At 60.4% G+C, this 17,244-nt stretch carries 14 protein-coding genes and 3 pseudogenes; 5 read left to right on the top strand and 12 right to left on the bottom strand.

Annotation, left to right across the window (positions count from 1 at the left end):
* The first annotated feature begins 23 nt into the window (after nt 1–23).
* Nucleotides 24–629: an isochorismatase family protein gene (locus CNE_RS36075; RefSeq protein WP_013959720.1), complete on the top strand. Its 606-nt coding sequence runs from the start codon at nt 24–26 to the stop codon at nt 627–629.
* A gap of 164 nt (nt 630–793) precedes the next feature.
* Here the strand turns inward: CNE_RS36075 and CNE_RS36070 are convergent, their stop codons facing one another.
* From CNE_RS36070 to CNE_RS36045, 6 genes are all read right to left on the bottom strand, one after another.
* The gene (locus tag CNE_RS36070; RefSeq protein ID WP_013959719.1) at nt 794–1,852 is read right to left on the bottom strand and encodes a maleylacetate reductase; all 1,059 of its coding nucleotides are present in this window, start codon (nt 1,850–1,852) and stop codon (nt 794–796) included.
* Complete coding sequence (locus CNE_RS36065; RefSeq protein WP_013959718.1) at nt 1,849–2,160, bottom strand: Dabb family protein; 312 nt, start codon at nt 2,158–2,160, stop codon at nt 1,849–1,851. Before CNE_RS36065 ends, CNE_RS36070 begins: the two co-directional genes overlap by 4 nt.
* Nucleotides 2,157–3,047 carry an intradiol ring-cleavage dioxygenase gene (locus CNE_RS36060; protein ID WP_041229350.1) on the bottom strand — a complete coding sequence of 297 codons (891 nt, stop codon included), beginning with the start codon at nt 3,045–3,047 and terminating at the stop codon, nt 2,157–2,159. Before CNE_RS36060 ends, CNE_RS36065 begins: the two co-directional genes overlap by 4 nt.
* Before the next feature lie 21 nt (nt 3,048–3,068).
* Complete coding sequence (locus CNE_RS36055) at nt 3,069–4,049, bottom strand: amidohydrolase family protein (protein ID WP_013959716.1); 981 nt, start codon at nt 4,047–4,049, stop codon at nt 3,069–3,071.
* Between the two features lie 47 nt (nt 4,050–4,096).
* A complete protein-coding gene (locus CNE_RS36050) occupies nt 4,097–5,365 on the bottom strand; it encodes an acyl-CoA dehydrogenase family protein (protein WP_013959715.1) in 1,269 nt (422 codons plus the stop codon).
* A 247-nt stretch (nt 5,366–5,612) separates the two neighbouring features.
* Nucleotides 5,613–6,197 carry a MarR family winged helix-turn-helix transcriptional regulator gene (locus tag CNE_RS36045; protein ID WP_013959714.1) on the bottom strand — a complete coding sequence of 195 codons (585 nt, stop codon included), beginning with the start codon at nt 6,195–6,197 and terminating at the stop codon, nt 5,613–5,615.
* A 62-nt stretch (nt 6,198–6,259) separates the two neighbouring features.
* Between CNE_RS36045 and CNE_RS36040 the strand changes: the two genes are divergently transcribed.
* From CNE_RS36040 to CNE_RS36030, 3 genes and pseudogenes are all read left to right on the top strand, one after another.
* The gene (locus CNE_RS36040) at nt 6,260–6,808 is read left to right on the top strand and encodes a flavin reductase family protein (RefSeq protein WP_013959713.1); all 549 of its coding nucleotides are present in this window, start codon (nt 6,260–6,262) and stop codon (nt 6,806–6,808) included.
* A gap of 33 nt (nt 6,809–6,841) precedes the next feature.
* Nucleotides 6,842–8,092, top strand: coding sequence for an MFS transporter (locus CNE_RS36035; protein ID WP_013959712.1), 1,251 nt, complete (start codon nt 6,842–6,844; stop codon nt 8,090–8,092).
* A 191-nt stretch (nt 8,093–8,283) separates the two neighbouring features.
* Nucleotides 8,284–8,921 (top strand): annotated as a pseudogene (locus CNE_RS36030) (LysR substrate-binding domain-containing protein); the annotation flags it as partial.
* A gap of 330 nt (nt 8,922–9,251) precedes the next feature.
* On the opposite strand, the gene CNE_RS36025 reads toward CNE_RS36030, so the two are convergent.
* From CNE_RS36025 to CNE_RS40355, 6 genes and pseudogenes are all read right to left on the bottom strand, one after another.
* Nucleotides 9,252–10,046, bottom strand: a complete 795-nt coding sequence (locus CNE_RS36025; RefSeq protein WP_041229115.1) for a type IV pili methyl-accepting chemotaxis transducer N-terminal domain-containing protein — start codon at nt 10,044–10,046, stop codon at nt 9,252–9,254.
* Nucleotides 10,047–10,059: 13 nt separating this feature from the next.
* Nucleotides 10,060–10,740 carry a type IV pili methyl-accepting chemotaxis transducer N-terminal domain-containing protein gene (locus CNE_RS36020; protein ID WP_013959709.1) on the bottom strand — a complete coding sequence of 227 codons (681 nt, stop codon included), beginning with the start codon at nt 10,738–10,740 and terminating at the stop codon, nt 10,060–10,062.
* A 545-nt stretch (nt 10,741–11,285) separates the two neighbouring features.
* Nucleotides 11,286–12,463, bottom strand: a protein-coding gene (locus CNE_RS36015) for an IS3 family transposase (protein ID WP_238553147.1) whose coding sequence is annotated in 2 segments (ribosomal slippage) — nt 11,286–12,196 and nt 12,196–12,463 — 1,179 coding nt in all. Because the reading frame shifts where the segments join, the coding sequence is not laid out codon by codon here.
* 332 nt (nt 12,464–12,795) lie between these two features.
* Nucleotides 12,796–13,068 (bottom strand): XRE family transcriptional regulator, encoded by a 273-nt coding sequence (locus CNE_RS36005; protein ID WP_013959707.1) that lies wholly within the window; start codon nt 13,066–13,068, stop codon nt 12,796–12,798.
* 1,058 nt (nt 13,069–14,126) lie between these two features.
* Nucleotides 14,127–15,238 (bottom strand): annotated as a pseudogene (locus tag CNE_RS36000) (alcohol dehydrogenase catalytic domain-containing protein).
* 148 nt (nt 15,239–15,386) lie between these two features.
* Nucleotides 15,387–15,680, bottom strand: a pseudogene (locus CNE_RS40355) (amino acid synthesis family protein); the annotation flags it as partial.
* 506 nt (nt 15,681–16,186) lie between these two features.
* Here CNE_RS40355 and CNE_RS35995 point away from each other — a divergent pair.
* The gene (locus CNE_RS35995) at nt 16,187–17,239 is read left to right on the top strand and encodes a porin (protein ID WP_013959705.1); all 1,053 of its coding nucleotides are present in this window, start codon (nt 16,187–16,189) and stop codon (nt 17,237–17,239) included.
* Nucleotides 17,240–17,244 lie beyond the last annotated feature (5 nt).

The raw sequence follows: 17,244 nt of genomic DNA, 5'->3' as shown, positions 1-17,244 counted from the left end.
ATTCAAAACCAAGGAGATTCATCATGAAGGTTGAACGATTCACCGCCGAAAATAGTGCCTTGCTGCTCATTGACCATCAGGTTGGCACGATGCAACTGATCAAGAACATCGACCGTCAACTTGCAGCCAAGCAGTCGATCGCGCTGGCCAAGATGGCAAAGATCCTGAATCTGCCCGTCGTGATCACGTCGAGCCAGGAAGACCGGGCGCAAGGGCCGATTCTCCCTGAGATCGCCCAGGTTCTGCCTCAGGAGCACGCGGCCCGGATCAAGCGCCCCGGCGTGGTGAACGCATGGGCCTATCCTGACTTCCGCAATGCAGTGCTCGCCACTGGCCGGAAGAACCTGATCATGGCAGGCGTAACCACCGACGTGTGCCTGATCTTCCCGGCGATCGACGCCGCGCTCGAGGGCTTTGCCGTTCAGGCGGTGATGGATGCCTCAGGATCGCCTAGTGAGCTTTCCGAAGAGTTCTCGCGCCAACGGATGCATGACGCAGGTGTTGTACTTACCGCAACCAACACGCTCATGGCAGAGATTGCGCAGGACTGGTCGACGCCTGCTGGCCAACAGTTGATCGGCTTGCTGTTCAGCGATGTGTTCCCGGCTCTAGGCGCCAGCATCTCCTGACGCCCGAGTCCTAAGCAGCCGATCGAAGCGAGTCGTCTTCGGTCGGCTGCAAGGTCCCCACAGGACGTGGCTTGCGACTGGCGTGGAGGACGCAGCATCGTCTCGCGATTACTCGCTGACCGCACCTCGAATCGAAGCCGCCACCCGCCACGATCTTTGCAGCTTCAGATCGGCGGCTCGCCTCGGTATGCGCGCTGAAGCAGTGCAAGGAGCGCCTCACGCGCCAGTGGCGCTGGATTCCAGTAAGGATGGGTGAGCGCGATATCCGCAGCCACCGCTATGTCAGCTTCCTGGAAACCGATGTCGCGGAGGGCCGTTGGCGCGCCATTGTCCCGCGCGAGCTCGTAGAGCGCGCGCGGACCGTCTTCCGAAGCAAGCGCCCGCCCAAGGATTTGCATCGCCCTGGGTGTGCTCTTGCGGTTGTAGGCGAGCGCATGTGGCAGCACGATGGTGTGGGTTTCGGCATGGGGCAAGTTGAAGGTGCCGCCCAGTGTGTGGCACAACTTATGGTGCAGAGCCATGCCGACATGGCCGAGGGTGGTGCCGCACAGCCAAGCCCCATACAGGGCATCTGAGCGCGCCTGCCTGTCTTCCACATCCGACCGAATCGCGGGGATAGCCCGCGCCAGGGCACGGATCCCCAGTTCTGCGAGCGTCTCCATGATGGGATTGCCGTCCCGGGCGTAGAGTGCCTCGGCGGCATGGGCGATTGCGTTGATGCCGCTGGTCACCGAAATGACGACCGGAAGGCCCAGGGTTAGTTCCGGATCGTAAATGACCGTGCGGGGCAGCACGCGTGCATCCGAACCCGTGCGCTTGCGTCCTTGGTCAGTGATCCCATAGATCGGTGTCATCTCCGAGCCAGCATAGGTGGTCGGCACAGCCACAACCGGCAGCCCGGATTCGAGCGCGATGGCTTTGGCCAGGCCGATCGTGGAGCCGCCGCCGGTCGCAACCAAACAGTCCGCGCCGATCTTCTTTGCGGCTTTGCTTGCCTGCGCAGCGACGCCCGCCGGCACATGCATCTGTGCCTGATCGAAAATCCCTGCTGCGGCAGAGCCAAGCAGCGTGGCAGCGTCGCGAGCCAGTTCAACCTGATGTGGCGTGGATAGCAACAGTGACCGGTGGCACCCGAGCCGCTCGATTTCCGCAGGCAGTTGCGCGAAGGTGCCCATGCCGAACACGACGCGTGAGGGGTTCGCGTGGTAGACGAATGGGTTCATTTTCTTTCCGGAACTAGATAGTCAACCTGTTGGCGTGCAATGCGTAGCCCCAGCAGGACCTTCTGGACTGCTGCATGAGCGGGGTGCTCGGCATAGGCCTGTAGGGCCTCCTGGGATTCGAAGTGAGATAGCAGCACAACGTCGCTTGCGTAGTCGATCCGGCTCTCGTCGATGCCCACTTCAATATGAAGCAGGCCCGGAATCTTGCCTGCCAGCGATTCGAACTGCTCCTTGACGAGGCGGCACGCGCCCAGGCGCTCGGCGTTATTGTCGCCTGCCACTTTCCACATCACGATATGGCGAATCATCGAGCGGTAATCCCTTTGGCTTCGGCGGCGGAGTTCGGGCAAAGCACGAAGTCTTGATACAGCGTGTAGTAGGGCTGGTCCATAGGCGTGCCATCTGGTGCGGCCCCAGGCGGATGCGGGGTCCAGTTGGAAATCAGCGTGGAGCGCACGCCGAACACGGCATCGGAGTCAAGATACTTGTCGTCATGGCGAAATATGTGGGTGATCAGCCGCTCGTACCCTGCCGCCTCAATCTTGAAATGCAAATGCGCGGGCCGCCACGGATGACGACCGAGCCCCTCAAGCATCCTGCCGACCGGCCCGTCATGGGGGATCGGATATGGCACGGCCAGAATCGAGCGGAAGTTGAACCTGCCCTCGGCGTCAGTTAGCAAACGTGCCCGGCCTTGAAAGTGGTCGAGGTCGGGACGCTGGACGTCGTAAAGGCCATCGTCATCGCACTGCCAGACGGTCAGCTCCGCGGCGGCCACGGGTTTGCCGTCGAGCCCATGCACGCTCCCGGACACGAAGCAGGGAATCCCATGCGCGCCGTTTGCAATATCATCGCCATTGTTGACCGCGGGCGAGTCCTCGACATAGAAGGGGCCGAATACGGTGGCCTCCGTGCACTCTTGCGGCTTGCGATTGTTCAGGGCGGTGACCAGCGTGGACAGTCCCAGGGTATCGGACAACAGGATGAACTCCTGCCGCTTCTCGTCGCACATCTGCCCGGTTTCCGTCAGGAACCGGATGCCCTGGAACCACTCGTCTTCGGTCAGCCTGACTTCGCGCGCAAACTCATGGAGGTGGCGCACCAGGCTCTCCATGATGGTAACCAACCTGGCGTTGCCATTGCGGTTGGCCTCGATCACCGCTTGCGTGATGCTGAATTCGTCGATGTCTCTCATGCTGTGCATGGCCGGTTGGTATCAGGCGACTAGCTTGAACAGCTTCATTGCATTGGTACGGCCGATCTTCGTGCGATCCGCCTCGCTGATGCTCGCGCTGTCGAACCATTTGGCCGCATGATCGATGTTCTCGAACGGCCAGTCCGTCGAGAACAAGATCCGGTCCGCGCCGATTTCCAGGATGGCATCGATCAGCGTCTGGTTATGGAAGTTGCCGGACGTGGTCAGGTGGAAGTTCTGCTGGAAGTAGTGTCGGAAAGTTTTCTTGGCGGGGTGGGTCTTTGGGGCCTTTACCCAGGCATTGCGGTTATCGATTCGCCAAAGACTGTAGGGCAGCCCTTCGCCAAGGTGACCCAGCACGATCTGGAGTGCGGGATGGCGATCGAACAGCCCCGACGCCATCAGCCGCAGCGCATGTACCGCGGTCTCTTGTCCGAACGCCCACGTCGGGCCCAGAAGCCAGGGATGGCCATCGTAGATCTGCGCCCACGACGCGATGGGATTGCGTGGATGCAGGTAGAACGGCACATCGAGTTTCTCGACCGCAGCCCAGAACGAGGCGTATTGCGGCGCATCGTAGTACACGACATTGTCCGGCGTATCGATCTGTGAAAAGCCATTGACTAGCGCGCCGCGCATGCCGAGTTCATTGACGCAGCGGGTCAGCTCGACCGTGGCAAAATCCGGATCCTGCAGCGGCAAAGCGGCCAGCGCCTGGAAGCGGTCTGGGCGCCGCGAGACCTGCTCCGCCAGGAAGTCGTTGGCGCGCACCGCAAGTTCGCAGGCCTGTTTGCGATCCGGGACGGCCTGGACTGCGGGCGCGTTCAGTGAGAGCAGCATCATCTCCATGCCGTTCTCATCCATTTGCCTGAGCCGGTCATCCTGGATATCGAGCAGGCGGCGGCTCAGCTCCTTCCAATAGTCACCGGGTACGAAGCCGGCCGAGTCGTTCAGGGTTTCGGGGATCGCGAAGTGCTCTTCCAGTCCAATCTTTCCTTGCATGATGGTCCTTGTAGTTCGTTTGGTGTGTTGGCGACGCAGCGGCGCGCCTAGTACTGTCCCTTGGGTTCCAGTCCCAACAGATGTTGTCCGGCCATGGATGAGACGGCGTCCCAGTTCAAGCTGATGTGTTTGGCGATAGCATTGCCATCGCGCCACAGACGCTGGATGGGCTGCGACAGTGCCAGTCCGTTGCCGCCGGTGTTATCAAAGATCGCGTTGATAGCGTCTCGCGCCAGCCGGGCTGCAAAGGCGTGGTCCAGGCGATTGCGAATGCGCGTATCGACATCGATTTCCTGGCCTGCCGCCGCACGCGATTCGACCTCGGCGAGATCGCGGTTGATCAGCAGTCGCGCGGCATCCACCATGGCGGCGGCCTCTGCCACTCTAGATTGCACTGGAAAGAACTCGGCCAATCGGCTTCCGCCGCCCGCCACGGCGCCGCGGGTTACGCGTGTGCCTGCCACGGCCAGAAATTCGTCGAGGGCTCCTTGCGCGGCTCCGAGAATGGGGGATACCAGACACACCGGTAGTGCCGAGAGAAAGGGGATGCGATAGATAGGATTGGTGTTCAGTGCCGCGCCAGGCGGAACGTTGGAAGACGCCTGTGCGAACGTGAGCTTCCGATAGCCGGGTACAAACGTCGGCGTTTGGATGTCGACAGCTTTCGACCCAGTGCCCGCTTGACCGGAAGTAAACCAGTCGTCGTGCACCGACCATTCCTCACGTGGAACCAGCAGGAAGCCGGCGTGGGGCACTGGAGTTTCATCGTCCGGTGCAAACTGCACCCCGATCATCGCCCACTGGGAATTGTCGATATTGGACGCCCAGTGCCAGCGGCCGGACACAACGTAGCCGCCCGCCACGGCCTCCGCCTTGATGGTCGGGGCATACGAGCCACACACGATGGCATCCGAGGTTTTTCCCCACACATCCTCTTGGGCCTGCGCCGGGAACGTCCCGATCAGCCACTGGTGAACGGCACCGAGCGAGCAGCCCCACGCCGACGACGGGCAACCACGGCCCAGTTCGCTAATGATGTCGGCAAAGGCGGAGAAGCCGTACTCATAACCGCCGAACTGCGCCGGCTGCATCAGCCGGAAGAAGCCCGCGTCGCGGAACAGTGCCGTGGCCTCCTGCGACACGCGGCGCGACTCTTCCGTCAGCTGCGCATGTGGCTTGAGGAAGCCACCTGAAATCTCCCTGGCTCGCTCGAGCAGGGTCGATAGCTCAGGCGCCCCCGCCACTGGCGAGAACCTGCCCGGAGCGTGTGCAGCATCCACTCCCACGGCCGGGATCGATGTGGAGGATTGATTCATCTCTGACTCTCTTCAGGAACACGGCGTCAATGCCTGAGCGAAATTTACGTTTTGATATTTGCAAACGCAAATAAAAAAACGTAGGGGATTACCCTGTCGGAGGTGTCAGCCCATGGAGTTGACGAATGCAACACCTGACAGCCGCAAGCTGCGGCAAATGCCACCGGGAAAACCCCAGTGAGAATTCTCTACTCGACCCGTTGACAAGTATTTATACTGCGAATCAAGTTGCAAACGCAAATAAATGTCACTCGCCGAGCGGAGCCAGATTGGTGTACATGCGCCGCAACATCTGTTTGAGCACTTTGACCTCTTCGGCGCTGAAGCCGGCGGTCACCACCCGCTCGAACAGGACGCCAAGCGGAATGGTCTGCGAGGCGAGCTGAGCGCCCTGCGGCCGAAGATGAATCTTTACCGAGCGCGCGTCCGCGTCGTCCCGGCGGCGCATAACAAGTCCCTTGTCCTCAAGGGATGTGACTAGGCGTGACAGCGTCGAGACATCGATGCTGGTGTGCTCAGCGAGTTCAACAATGGCTTGCTGGTCTTTGTGCGCAAGGGATGCCAGGACCCGGTAGCCGGGCAGCGTGATATCGAACTGACGCAAGTAGGTGGTGAATGCCACGCCGATACCTACGCCGGCGCGGTTGAGGAGATAGGGCACCGACTGCTCAAGGTCAAAGCCATCCGGGATGACTGGGGCCGCTGGGGTGATGAACGTGGACTCGCTGGTCTTGCCGGTAGCGGGCCGGGTAGTCTTTTTCGTCGGCTTCATGCTGGTTTCGGTGGCGGTGGTGACAGCGCGCGTGGTCAGTGCGGAATGAAATTTTAGCATGCATCTGCATGCAGTCTTTGCGGATCGCCGTGCATCGGGTGCAACTACTGAAGGAGACTGTAATGAGCTGGGAACAGGCTTGGGCGACTACGCCGGGCGACTTGTCGGGGCGTGGGCTAGAGGCGCCGGATTTCGATCCTCGCGACTTGCGGAATGCGCTGGGGAAGTTCGCGACAGGGGTATGCCTGGTCACGACTCAGGGAGTGGATGGCAAGCGCGAGGGCCTGACCGCCAACTCGTTCAGCTCCGTCTCTTTGGAGCCCCCCATCGTCCTGTGGAGCTTGCGCCGTGGTGCGGGAAGTCTCGGCACATTTATTGCCGCAGAGCATTTCTGTATTAACGTACTGCATGCCGAGCAGATCGATATCTCCCGACATTTCTGTCGGCCACAAGTCGACAAATTCGAGGAGGTCGCGGAGTCGTTCGAGCGCGGAATCGGTGGCCTGCCCACGCTCAAGGGTGCCCTTGCCACATTTGAGTGCGAGCGCGTCTCTCATCAGGTAGTTGGGGACCACGTGGTTTTCTTCGGCCTGGTGCGTCGCTACACCTATTTAGATGCTAGCCCCCTGGCATTCCACGCCGGCAACTACGCGTGCCTGCAATCAGCCTGACCTCCATTACGAGCCTTTTGATCGGAATCTACTATGGATCGCATGAGTACCTCATTGACCGAGGCAAAGGTGGCTGCGCGCACCGGGCCCGCCGAAGTTGCCGCTTGGTGCGCGCTCGTCGCGCTGCTGGACGGATTCGACACCCAGGCAATTGCGTACGTGGCCCCGGTGCTCGCCGAGGCGTGGCGCGTACCGGCGGCGTCCTTCGGCTTGGTGTTTGCCGCTGGTCTGCTCGGGCTGACCGTTGGCACGCTGTTTGTCGGGCCCTATGCTGACAAGGTCGGGCGCAGGCCGGTGATCATCGCTTCAACACTGGTGTTTGGTGGCTTCGCGCTCGCGACCGCGTATGCTAACTCCGTGCCGCAGTTGCTCGCGCTTCGCTTCCTGACCGGCATTGGGCTGGGCGGAGCGATGCCCAACCTGATTGCCCTGACTTCGGAGGTATCGTCGCCGGCGACCAGGGCAAGAATGGTCACCATCATGTTTTCGGGCTACCCGCTTGGCGCCGTCGTAGGTGGTGTCGTCAGTGCCGCGCTGATAGGAAAGTACGGTTGGCAGGTGGTGTTCTACCTTGGAGGCGGGTTGCCACTGCTAATTGGGCTGGGACTGCTCCTCCGCCTTCCGGAGTCGCCGAGCTTTGGTGCATCAACGGCGGCCCCCGCGCATGCGCCGGTGGAAGCCGCGCGCAGTGTGGTTGAGCTGTTTGGCGTCGAGTTCCGGCGCACCACCTTGCTGGTATGGCTGGCGTACTTCTGCACCTTGCTGGTCATCTTCACGATGACCGCGTGGCTGCCGACGCTGCTGAAGCAGAAGGGGATGAGCGTGTCCGTGGCCATTGTGACGACCGCGCTGCTGAATCTAGGTGGTGTGTTTGGCGGTGCGCTGCTAAGCGTTGCAACCCGCCGCTTCCACGCTTTGTCGCTGATTGCGCTTTCGTACGCCGCTGCGGTAGGCGGGATTGTTGTGGTGGCCAGTGGGGATAGCGCGCAGTTGCTGATGATCGCCACCTTCCTGACTGGCGCCGGCCTGGTCGGCTCTCAACTCCTGATGAATGGTGTGGTGACGGAGCTCTATCCGACGCGTATCCGAGTGACCGCCGTGGGTTGGGCGCTTGGAGTCGGCCGCGTTGGAACGGTCGCTGGACCGCTGATCGGTGGCTTCTTCCTCTCGCGAGGTTGGGGCTATCTGGCCATGGTTGCCTGGATGGCTGTGCCCGCGGCCGTGGCGGCGATCGCTGTGCTGTCACTGCGCCGGTTGAAGGCGAGGACGACGGGAGCTCACTAATTTCTTCCGATGTGCCGGTGGGCACTCTCTCCTGGGCCAGGCTGGTCTGCCTGGCCCAGGATGAAGCAACGCAGCTAAACAATCCAAAACGAGAGGGAAAAACATGAAGCTTCGCCTGCTTGCGGTGGGCCACGCTTGTGCGGTTCCCGGCCTGATTCTGGCGCAAAGCGTCACGTTCTATGGTGCGATCGGGTACCGACCTAGAGAGTCATCTCGGTACCCGCCTGTTGAACTCTGTTGAACCGCACCACGCGCAGTCTGTCGCTGACGGACGCAGGAAACGTACCTGCAGCGCTGCCAACAGATCCCAGAAGACGTGGACGAAGCCGAAGGTGTAGTCGCGGCTCGGAGTAGGTCACTGTCCGGAACTCTACGGCTGGTAACACCGGTGATGTTTGGGCTGCATCTGCTGGACCTGATGGTACGCTTCCAGCAGCAATTCCCTGATCTGGTGTTCGACGTGTTGCTGTCGGACGACAATGTGAATATCGTAGAAGAGGGCCGCAACGTGGCCGTGGTGCTGTTGGATTTGGGCTTGGGCTCGCACCTGGTGTCACGGCCGCTAATCTCAGCGGCTCTCGTCTTGTGTGCGTCGCCCGATTACGTGCGCGCGCATCCGCCCCTGCGCCAAGTCGGTGAGCTGAGCAACCATCGCTGCATCGCGAGTCGGCTGTCCGGATTGGAAGGAAAATGGACGCTGCTCGGGCCGGAGGGCGAGCTCACGGTGCTTATCCGAGCCAGCCTGCAATGCCAGTGGCGCAGAACTGGCAATCCAGGCGGCCATTGCCAATATGGGATGGCAATGCTGAGCTCTTACCCAGAGCTCCCTCGAAATTGAGGCCGGACGCCCGTTGCGGTGCGTCGCTTCAAGTGTACGAATGCCGGCTGCCCCCGTCGTACGTTTGCCGAGAACATCCACGCCTTGGCCAGTCGGCATCAACATTGACCGCGAGCGCAGGCTCCGGCGTTGCCCGGGCTGGGCCACACCCTCTTCAACACGCCTAACCAAGGCCTCTGGAAATGCAATTAATCGCCAAGAATCAAACCCCACCAACCATGGAACAAGCACACAGGGGCACGGCGGCAATAAAATGTAGTCATGCCGGATTGAGGGTCCGCATCTGCGCCAGATTGCGTTCCGCGAGGCCGACGGATTCCGTTATCTGGCCATGCCCTCGTACATGCCCGTGACGTCATCCATGACCTGAAGAATCCGCTCGCTGGTCGTGGCCAGGTTTCTCAACTGCTCCGCGCGACTGCCTCCGGTCTGCTTGAGCGCCTCTTCAAAGAAGAGCCACTGAGCGCCGGCAAGCTGCAATTCACTCCGGATGGCCGGCGTGTTCTGCGGCGCTACGGTGAGCAGCTCCTGCGCGGCCGCGAACTCCCGGGCGGCACTGTCCAGTTCCTGGGCCATCTGCGGGGAGGTGATACCCCAGGCGTGGCACAGGCTGGCCTTGGCGATTCTCTGCGAAAGCATGCGCTGGCGGCCAGCAACGTTGATCAGTTTGCCCGCTGCGGTGCCGGAATGCCTTTCGAGTTGTACGGTTCCTTGCTGCGCCAGCCTTAGTACGTCCTCGCTAGAAATTGCGATTTTCTTCGCATTGTCGGGATTCGGCTCGCTGCCGGTCAGCCACTGCTTATAGATGATCCACGTCTGCCCGAGCCTGTCATAGGTGTCCTTGATTTCCGGCGTGGGCGCAAACGCCTTCAGATCCGAGAGTTGCCGGTCGAAGAGCGCCACCGACTCGTCGAGGATCCTCCTCGAACGTTCCACTTCGACGCCAAGCCCGGCCTGGCAATATGCCTTGGCCATGCGCTGAGACAGCATGCGCTGGCGGCCCGCCTTGTTGATCGCCGAGTGGATGGTCAGCGCTTCGGCGAAGGCGGTCCCGGCTGAAGCCAGCCCCACGAGGCAGCAGAGCATCAAGCAGTAGGAACAGAGGTAACGCTTCAAGGTCGTCTCGAGATCAATGTCGAGGTGAGCCGTTGGACGCGTTGCTTGCGCCGACGAGATGGCGGACCAGTTGATCCATCTCCTTGATGATGTCCGCCAGCACCTGCGTGATGACGGAGAACTCCCTGCCGTACTCTCCCGACCGTGCCGCGGAGACGCGCGCGTTCATGGCGACGATGTTTGCCTGCATCGAAATCCTGCTGAGGCGCTCGACGAAGTCGGCCTGGCGTTTGCGCACGGCCAGCTCGCAACCATGCATTTCCTCCTGGTAGGCCTGTGTGACGGTCTGCAGCAGTTCCAGTATGGGCGTGGCCTGCATCACGAGCGCATCGAGGGAGGAGGCTCGCCCAGCGGTGTCGGCCGGCGGCGCGTCGATGGCCATCCGGGCCTGGGCGATGAATTCACGGATCCGTGCATCGGCGCGCGCATGGCCGAAGTACAGTTGTTGCAAGGCCACGGAGAATGCGCCCGGCAAACGCTCATTGCCCGTCACGAGATCCGAATGCGCGGATTCGAACGTCGACAGGCACTGGCGCGCGCTTTCGCGGGCAGTTCGATCCCCTCGCGAGGCGAGCAACAGCTGGAGCACGATCTGTTGCGACAACATGCGCTGCCGTCCGGAAAGGTTGATCAACGCACCGATGGTCTCAGCGGACACTTCGGCCTGGGGTGACTGGGTGGAGGAGGTATTCATCCATTGCCTTGTAGGTGGTGTCGAAACAGACGCGCATCCCGCGTTGACCGGCAATCAAAAAAAGCGCCCCGAAGCCATGCACCGCAAACCGCGTTTCCGGTTCGCTGTCACCTGGCTTCGGAGCGCCATTGCCCCCGCCGCGCCTTTCGGAGCGCGTCATCGCGAATTGCCTGTTTGGCGAAAGGCCGCCATTGGCCTGTGTTCCCGCTCGCAATATGTGTGCCATACATCACATGAGTCGCGGCGAGCCATAGAGCCGGGTACTGACAGGGCGGGATGAAGTCGCCGCACTCATCTCGTGCCAAATGCGTCACGACGAAACGGCCGTCGGCAAATGGCTCCGTACACCCAACCCCGACAGCAGCCAATGACGCCTTCGCTTCGTTTGGCCCGGGTGGGTACGTGATCTGTAATTTCACTATCGTGAAACTATGTCGCGATGTCGCGGCTAGCCCTGCGGGCGTTCGCACTTGGTCACGGAGCATCCGTGAGACGGGGGTGACCGCGCCGGGCGCAGACCCTGATCACGGGGCACATTGTAGTGGTCAAGTTATTTCGGACAGGCAGATAGGTTCTTTTTCTGTCGATTTCGCCTCGTAGGCAGCGGGCGACAGATACCCCAGGGTTGAGTGCAAGCGCACCGGATTATAGAAACCAACGATGTACTGGGTGATGTCGCGCCGTGCCTCGGCGTGGTTGGCGTATTGACGCTGCCACACGCGCTCCATCTTCAGGTTTAGGAAGAACCGTTCCGTCACCGCGTTATCCCAGCAATTGCCTTTTCGACTCATGCTGCAAACAATCTGATGGCGTGCCAGCAAGGCCTGATACTCCGCGCTCGCGTACTGACTGCCCCTATCCGAGTGCAGCACCAGTCCCGGCGCTGGCCTTCGCTGCTGCAGCGCCATGCTCAGTGCCGACATCACCAGGTCGGCCGGCATGGTCGGCGCCATCGACCAGCCCACGACCTTGCGCGAGTACAAGTCCAGCACGACCGCCAGATACAGCCAGCCTTGGGCCGTGCGGACATAGGTGATGTCCGAAGTCCAGGCCCGATTCGGCTCGGCCACGTCAAATTGCCGGTTCAGCACGTTCTCTGCCACTGGCAGAGTGTGTTTGCTGTCAGTCGTCGACACGAACTTACGCTTCCAGGTCGCACGCAAGCCCGCTTCGCGCATCAGCCTACGAATCCGGTAGCGGCCAAGGCGCACCCCTTGTTCCCGCACCGCATGCATGACACGCCGGCTGCCGTAGCTCGCGCCGCTCGCAGCGAACGCCGCTTTGACGTGGGTCTGCTCCTGCAGAGTCTTCATGCTTGGCTTGGCGCGGCGGTGCGCATAGTAGCCCGAGCGGCTCACCTGCAATACCCGGCAGGCGTTACTGACCGATACGGCCTCCTGTTGCAAGTGGGCTACCACCCGGTAGCTCACTTCAGTTCCCGCGCAAAGAAGGCCGAGGCTTTTTTTAGCAAGGCGTTGTCCTCGCGCAGTTGCCGATTCTCCGCCTCCAGTTGCCGGATGCGCTGCTGTTCCGCCGTCAGCGGCTTGCCCACGCCAGGCCCGCCGGCGCACTCTGCATCATACTGCGCCATCCAGCGCCGAACGGCCGTCTCACCAAGCTCCATCGACCGGCAAACCTCGCTGACCGATAATCCTTGGTCTCGCACCATCCGTACTACTTCCAGCTTGAAGCTGGCGTCAAATTGTCGGCGCCTTCTTGTCATCTATCTTTTTTCCTCGTCGATTCCGGATTGTCCTCCTATCGACCTGTCCGAGGAAATTAGACCACCACACATCAAGTCGGCGGATGATGAGGACCGCGTGAAAGAGCGGGAGGGATCGGTGGCGATCGAGGCCCCTCAGTCGCGCGAGTCGTTTGCCGATGAGTGCATGAGCCTAGCGAAGCTCAGGAACGATGGGGCGCTCTCGAGCAGGAGTCCCCGCATCTGACTACCGAGGATGAGGCTGTATTGACGTATGCAGCTCCGTGCCCTAGTGGCGATATAGCCTGCAGCCACTCGCGCATCAGGTCGATGCCCCCTGCGGCGTCCGGGGCTTATCGGTTTTTCAACAGCAACGGGAAGTTCAGGCGATCAAGCCAACTGTGCAACTCTGCTGCGCGGAAAGATTGGAATTTCCCGCAAAGCGCTAGGAGCAGATCCGATTGTGATGTCCCTACCATGGCGGCGGCATCCGAGAGCGTCAGCCCGGCGGCCCGAATGCGGTCGGTGATGTCTCTCACAATTCCCGCTTTGAGTGGGATTTCTTCTGCGTCCGCGAATCCAAGCTGGACATAAACATTGCTCGTTCCATACTCGAAGCGAAACATCAGAACTTCCTTTTTATCCTGGGCAATCAAGCCCCGACTGCGCCTACACGACGGAGGCAGAGGGCGCGATTATTAGGGCAAGGCACGGTCAGCACAATCTCGGGGAAACACCAAGACGGTGAGAGGCTGCCCAGTCATCACGGTGACACACTGATTGCGGTGATAGCTTGAGACGCCGCAAGTGTGATCCTGGTAGGGACGCCAAAAGCAAAAAGCCCCACGCTTCGAAAAGCGTAGGGCTTGGTATCCGTCCGCAGCCCGCATCCGGAGCGGGTCACTTCTTAGGTAAAAGGTGGCTGCATTCCGGATGCTGATGCGGAATGCAGCCGATCAAACTGGTCGAGAGCAGCAACTGCGGCCAGGCATCGCGCAGAGGAAAGGCAAATGCCAAACCAGTCGTGGAAAGCCGATTCCAGATCGCTTTGGACCCCCCAACCAATGGTCCTCTTTAGCTCAGAATTGGTGACGCTTCCCTTCGCAACTTCGAATAAGGCACGCATCAGGCGCTGCGTTCGACAAAGTTCTGTCATAGCAGCCCCTTCGGAAAACAACGTGCGACGGATCTCTGAAGGTGACATCATGAGAGTGTTGGCAAAGCGCTGGATGGTCGATAGCTTGGGCTCAACAAATGCCTGCTGGGCGATTAAACCCCGAAGCGATGAGTGCGAATGCGCTCGGGTCGAAACAACCAATGAGCATGTCGTGGGAAATCGTGCGCTCCCATCAAGATGCAGTTCCAAGGATTGGAAGGGCGGTAGCGCCGTGCGATGACCGGGAAGGAGGACACGCTCAAATCCATGTGTTCGAATACGGGCTCTTCCGTGCTCTGCAAGAACAAGCAATGGAAAGGCGGGAATTATTCTGAATAGGCTGACATGCGCGGTGGACCGAAGGCGAAGGTGCATTGGAAGTCCTCAGCGATGAGAGGTAAGAACAGGCGGCGATTGGGGCCTGTAGAGTTTTTAGACTGACGCTCCATAAGGCATTTCACCCCCTCAACTTCCAGGGCTCGGTGGTACGGAGCGACGCCAAGGTGCCGCTCCGTATTGGCTTCCGGCTTATGGGCAGATCACGTAGTTGCTAAATCCGCCGTCACGGTTCTCGAGCCCCGAGATGGCTCGGTTGACGTCCTCCAGTGGGAAGCGGCGGTGTTCGAACACTGATAAATCGACAACACCAGCCTCCACCAAGTCAGCCATTTCCTGGCCCTGGCCCGCAGTAAACCAAACCGATCCGCTAAGCTGGATATCGTTGTCCATCAGGTAATGCAGATCGATTGGAACGGCGCCGGCGACAGCGCCAATGTTCACCTGCTCGCCACCGCGTCGCAAGGCAGCAACTGCGTCGAGCATTGAGGACTGCGGTGCGCCGGGCCCCAGCGCGTCAATGACCACGTCGACACCGAGCTCATCGGTCAGGCCTTTGGCCCAAGCATCCGTTGATTGCTCGGAACCGAGTTGATGGACTTCGATGCGGTCCGGTGCAATTTTTTTTACTCGTTCCAGAAGCTCGACATTGCGGCCGGTTCCCAACACCTTTCGCGCGCCCAAGCCCAGCGCGAACAATGCGCAACCCAGCCCGAGCGTTCCGCTGATTCCGTTGATCAGCACAGTTGTTCCGGGGCCGACGCCAGACCGACGCAGAGCCCGGTAGCCCGTGCCCAGATAGCCGAAGCGCGCTGCTGTTTCGAAACTCAGGTTGTGCGGGAGCTTGACCAAGCTGTACTGCGGTGCAGTCATGTACTCGCACAGGCCGCCATAAGGGTAGTCGTCAAACATTTTCTGCGAGCGTTCGCTGAACCCGAAGTACCCATTGAACGTGTAGTACGGACAAGAAGTCGTATTTCCTGCTGGCATGCACGGCAGCCGCCACAATAGCGTGCAGGATTGACATAGACCCTGTCACCCGGCTTCCATGCATGGACCTGGGAGCCAACCGCTTCAATAACGCCGGTAGCATCGAGCCCGAAGATTGCTGGGAGTTTTGGCAAAGGAAGGTGGGTGAACCATTTCGTCCAGTTGGCCAGAACATTGCCCAGATTAGGCACAATGCCGCATGCGGCCACCTTCACAAGAACATCCGTGGGGCGTACCTCCGGAATGGGCAACTCTTCGATCGCCATCGGCTGGCCAACGTCGTGCATGCGGGCCGCTTTCATCATCTTCGCCATTTCTTGTCTCCTGTGAGCACAGTGTTGCGATCGTTCGGATCGCTTGTTTTGCTTCCTCGTCCGCGGTCTGCAGCACGGTTCGAAATGAGCCGATTCCAATTCCTAACTCCTGCCTTGCAGGGGAACATCGATTTCGGGTGAAGGAGCGTTAGCGCAACCCGTCTTCGCCCTTGATTTCCGAGGCTGCTAAGCCGCCAATGCGTGCATGTACTCGGCCTCCTGTGGCCGCCGCTAGGCCGAAGACAATTTCGGAGCGCCGCGGCCCGTCCCAGATTGTCATTTCAGCACTGCCAAAGTGACTGCGCACATACGCTGCCTGGCGATGACCGAGCGGAATGATCAGACGAGCCCCGAGTGTGGCCACCGTCTTGGCGGCCGGGACTATTGCCCGCGCCTCGCCCAGTGCCTCGCGGAGCGCCCATCCGCCGGCCTCGTGCCAGACTAGAACTCGACCATGGCAAAGAGGTGCATTTGAAGCGAAACGACGTCGTTGTGCAGACCGGCACCCGCCATGCTTGGCGGAATCGCGGGACTTCACCCGTCATCATGCTTTTTGTCCTTTTGGGTTGTCATTCTCGTTGATGGCGGAAGGCCGCGCATTGAGTCTGGAGCGTAAGCCGTCCAGTACGACGAAAGGCGCGGCTTGGCGTCTGGTCAGAAATGCGACGGGCGCCCAGGAAAGGGCAGCCGCACCGGGGCCAATCGCCTGACGCAGAAGGGGAAAGCTGGTGCTCTATGCATGTGCGCTGCCAGAAGGCGGCATCCCTCAAATCTGCGCTCAGCAAAGAGCGGACCCGATAGAGAAGCCTCGCCCATAGTTCTGACTGTAGTCAGGCGAATTTCATAGCAAACCTGAGAACAAGGCGTTTGCCGCGCTTGGCCGCGTGCATCCAAAAAATCGCGCGGCGCGGGTAACGCACGTCCCTTGCACAAAGAGAGGTGGAGACAATGAAGTATCGACGCAGGATTCTGGCCGCACTTGCGGCCACTGGTGGCATGGCAGTCTGCTGTGCACAGGCCCAAAGCAGCGTGCAACTCTATGGCGCCGTGGACGCGTTTGCCGGATTGACACGCTTGAGTGGAGACACACACAGCGCCAGCGTGGTGAATAGCGCAGGGCTGACGACATCCTACTGGGGTATGGGCGGTCAGGAGGCCCTGGGCGGTGGCCTCAACGCGCTGTTTGCGCTGGAAAGCTTCTTCCGCACGGACACCGGCCAGGTAGGCCGCTTTGACGGTGATTCGATGTTCGGGCGCAACGTATATGTGGGCTTGAATGGCGCATTTGGGACGGTGAGGTTTGGAAGGAATGCCACGCCTTGGTTCGTCTCAATGCTTCTCTTCAATCCGCTGGCGGATTCCGAGACATTCTCACCGATGTTTCTACACACCTACACCACGCCGCCAGGGGCGCCCGTGGGTCACTCGGTGGCCGGGGACAACATCTGGAACAACTCGGTGGTGTACCAGAGCCCTGGCTTTGGCGGATTGCGCTTCAACGCAATCTACGCATTCGGAGAAGTTGCTGGTCACCAGGGAAAGCAAAGCTATGGTGGCAATCTGACCTACTTCAATGGCGATTTCGGCGCAACATTGGCAGTTCAGCGCGTTGCCGTAAATGCGCCGGATTTCGCCGCGAGCGGGGCGAACTACCAGATGGCGTACCTGGCCGGAGCGTCATACGACTTCAAGATAGTAAAGCTATTTGGTCAGTTCGCGCAGACCGACAATGAGTTCAACACTCTGACCGGTCAGCGTAATCGCACGATGCAGGTGGGCGCCAGTGTGGTGATAGGCCCGGGGACGCTGATGGCAGAGTGGGCGCGGACCTGGCAAGGGGGAAATGAAGCGCTGCAGTCGGTACGTCGAGATACGACGTCGCTGGTTTACGATTACCCCTTCTCCAAGCGCAGCGACATTTATGCCGCGTGGCGCTATGACAAGGTGACGGCGCTGAACCCTGGCAATACATTCGGCGTAGGACTGCGTCACAAGTTCTAGGCACC

Origin of the sequence: Cupriavidus necator N-1, assembly GCF_000219215.1 — a bacterium.
Classification (GTDB): domain Bacteria; phylum Pseudomonadota; class Gammaproteobacteria; order Burkholderiales; family Burkholderiaceae; genus Cupriavidus; species Cupriavidus necator.
The sequence above is the reverse complement of the archived record's forward strand: the minus strand, read 5'-3'. Positions and strand labels throughout refer to the sequence as shown.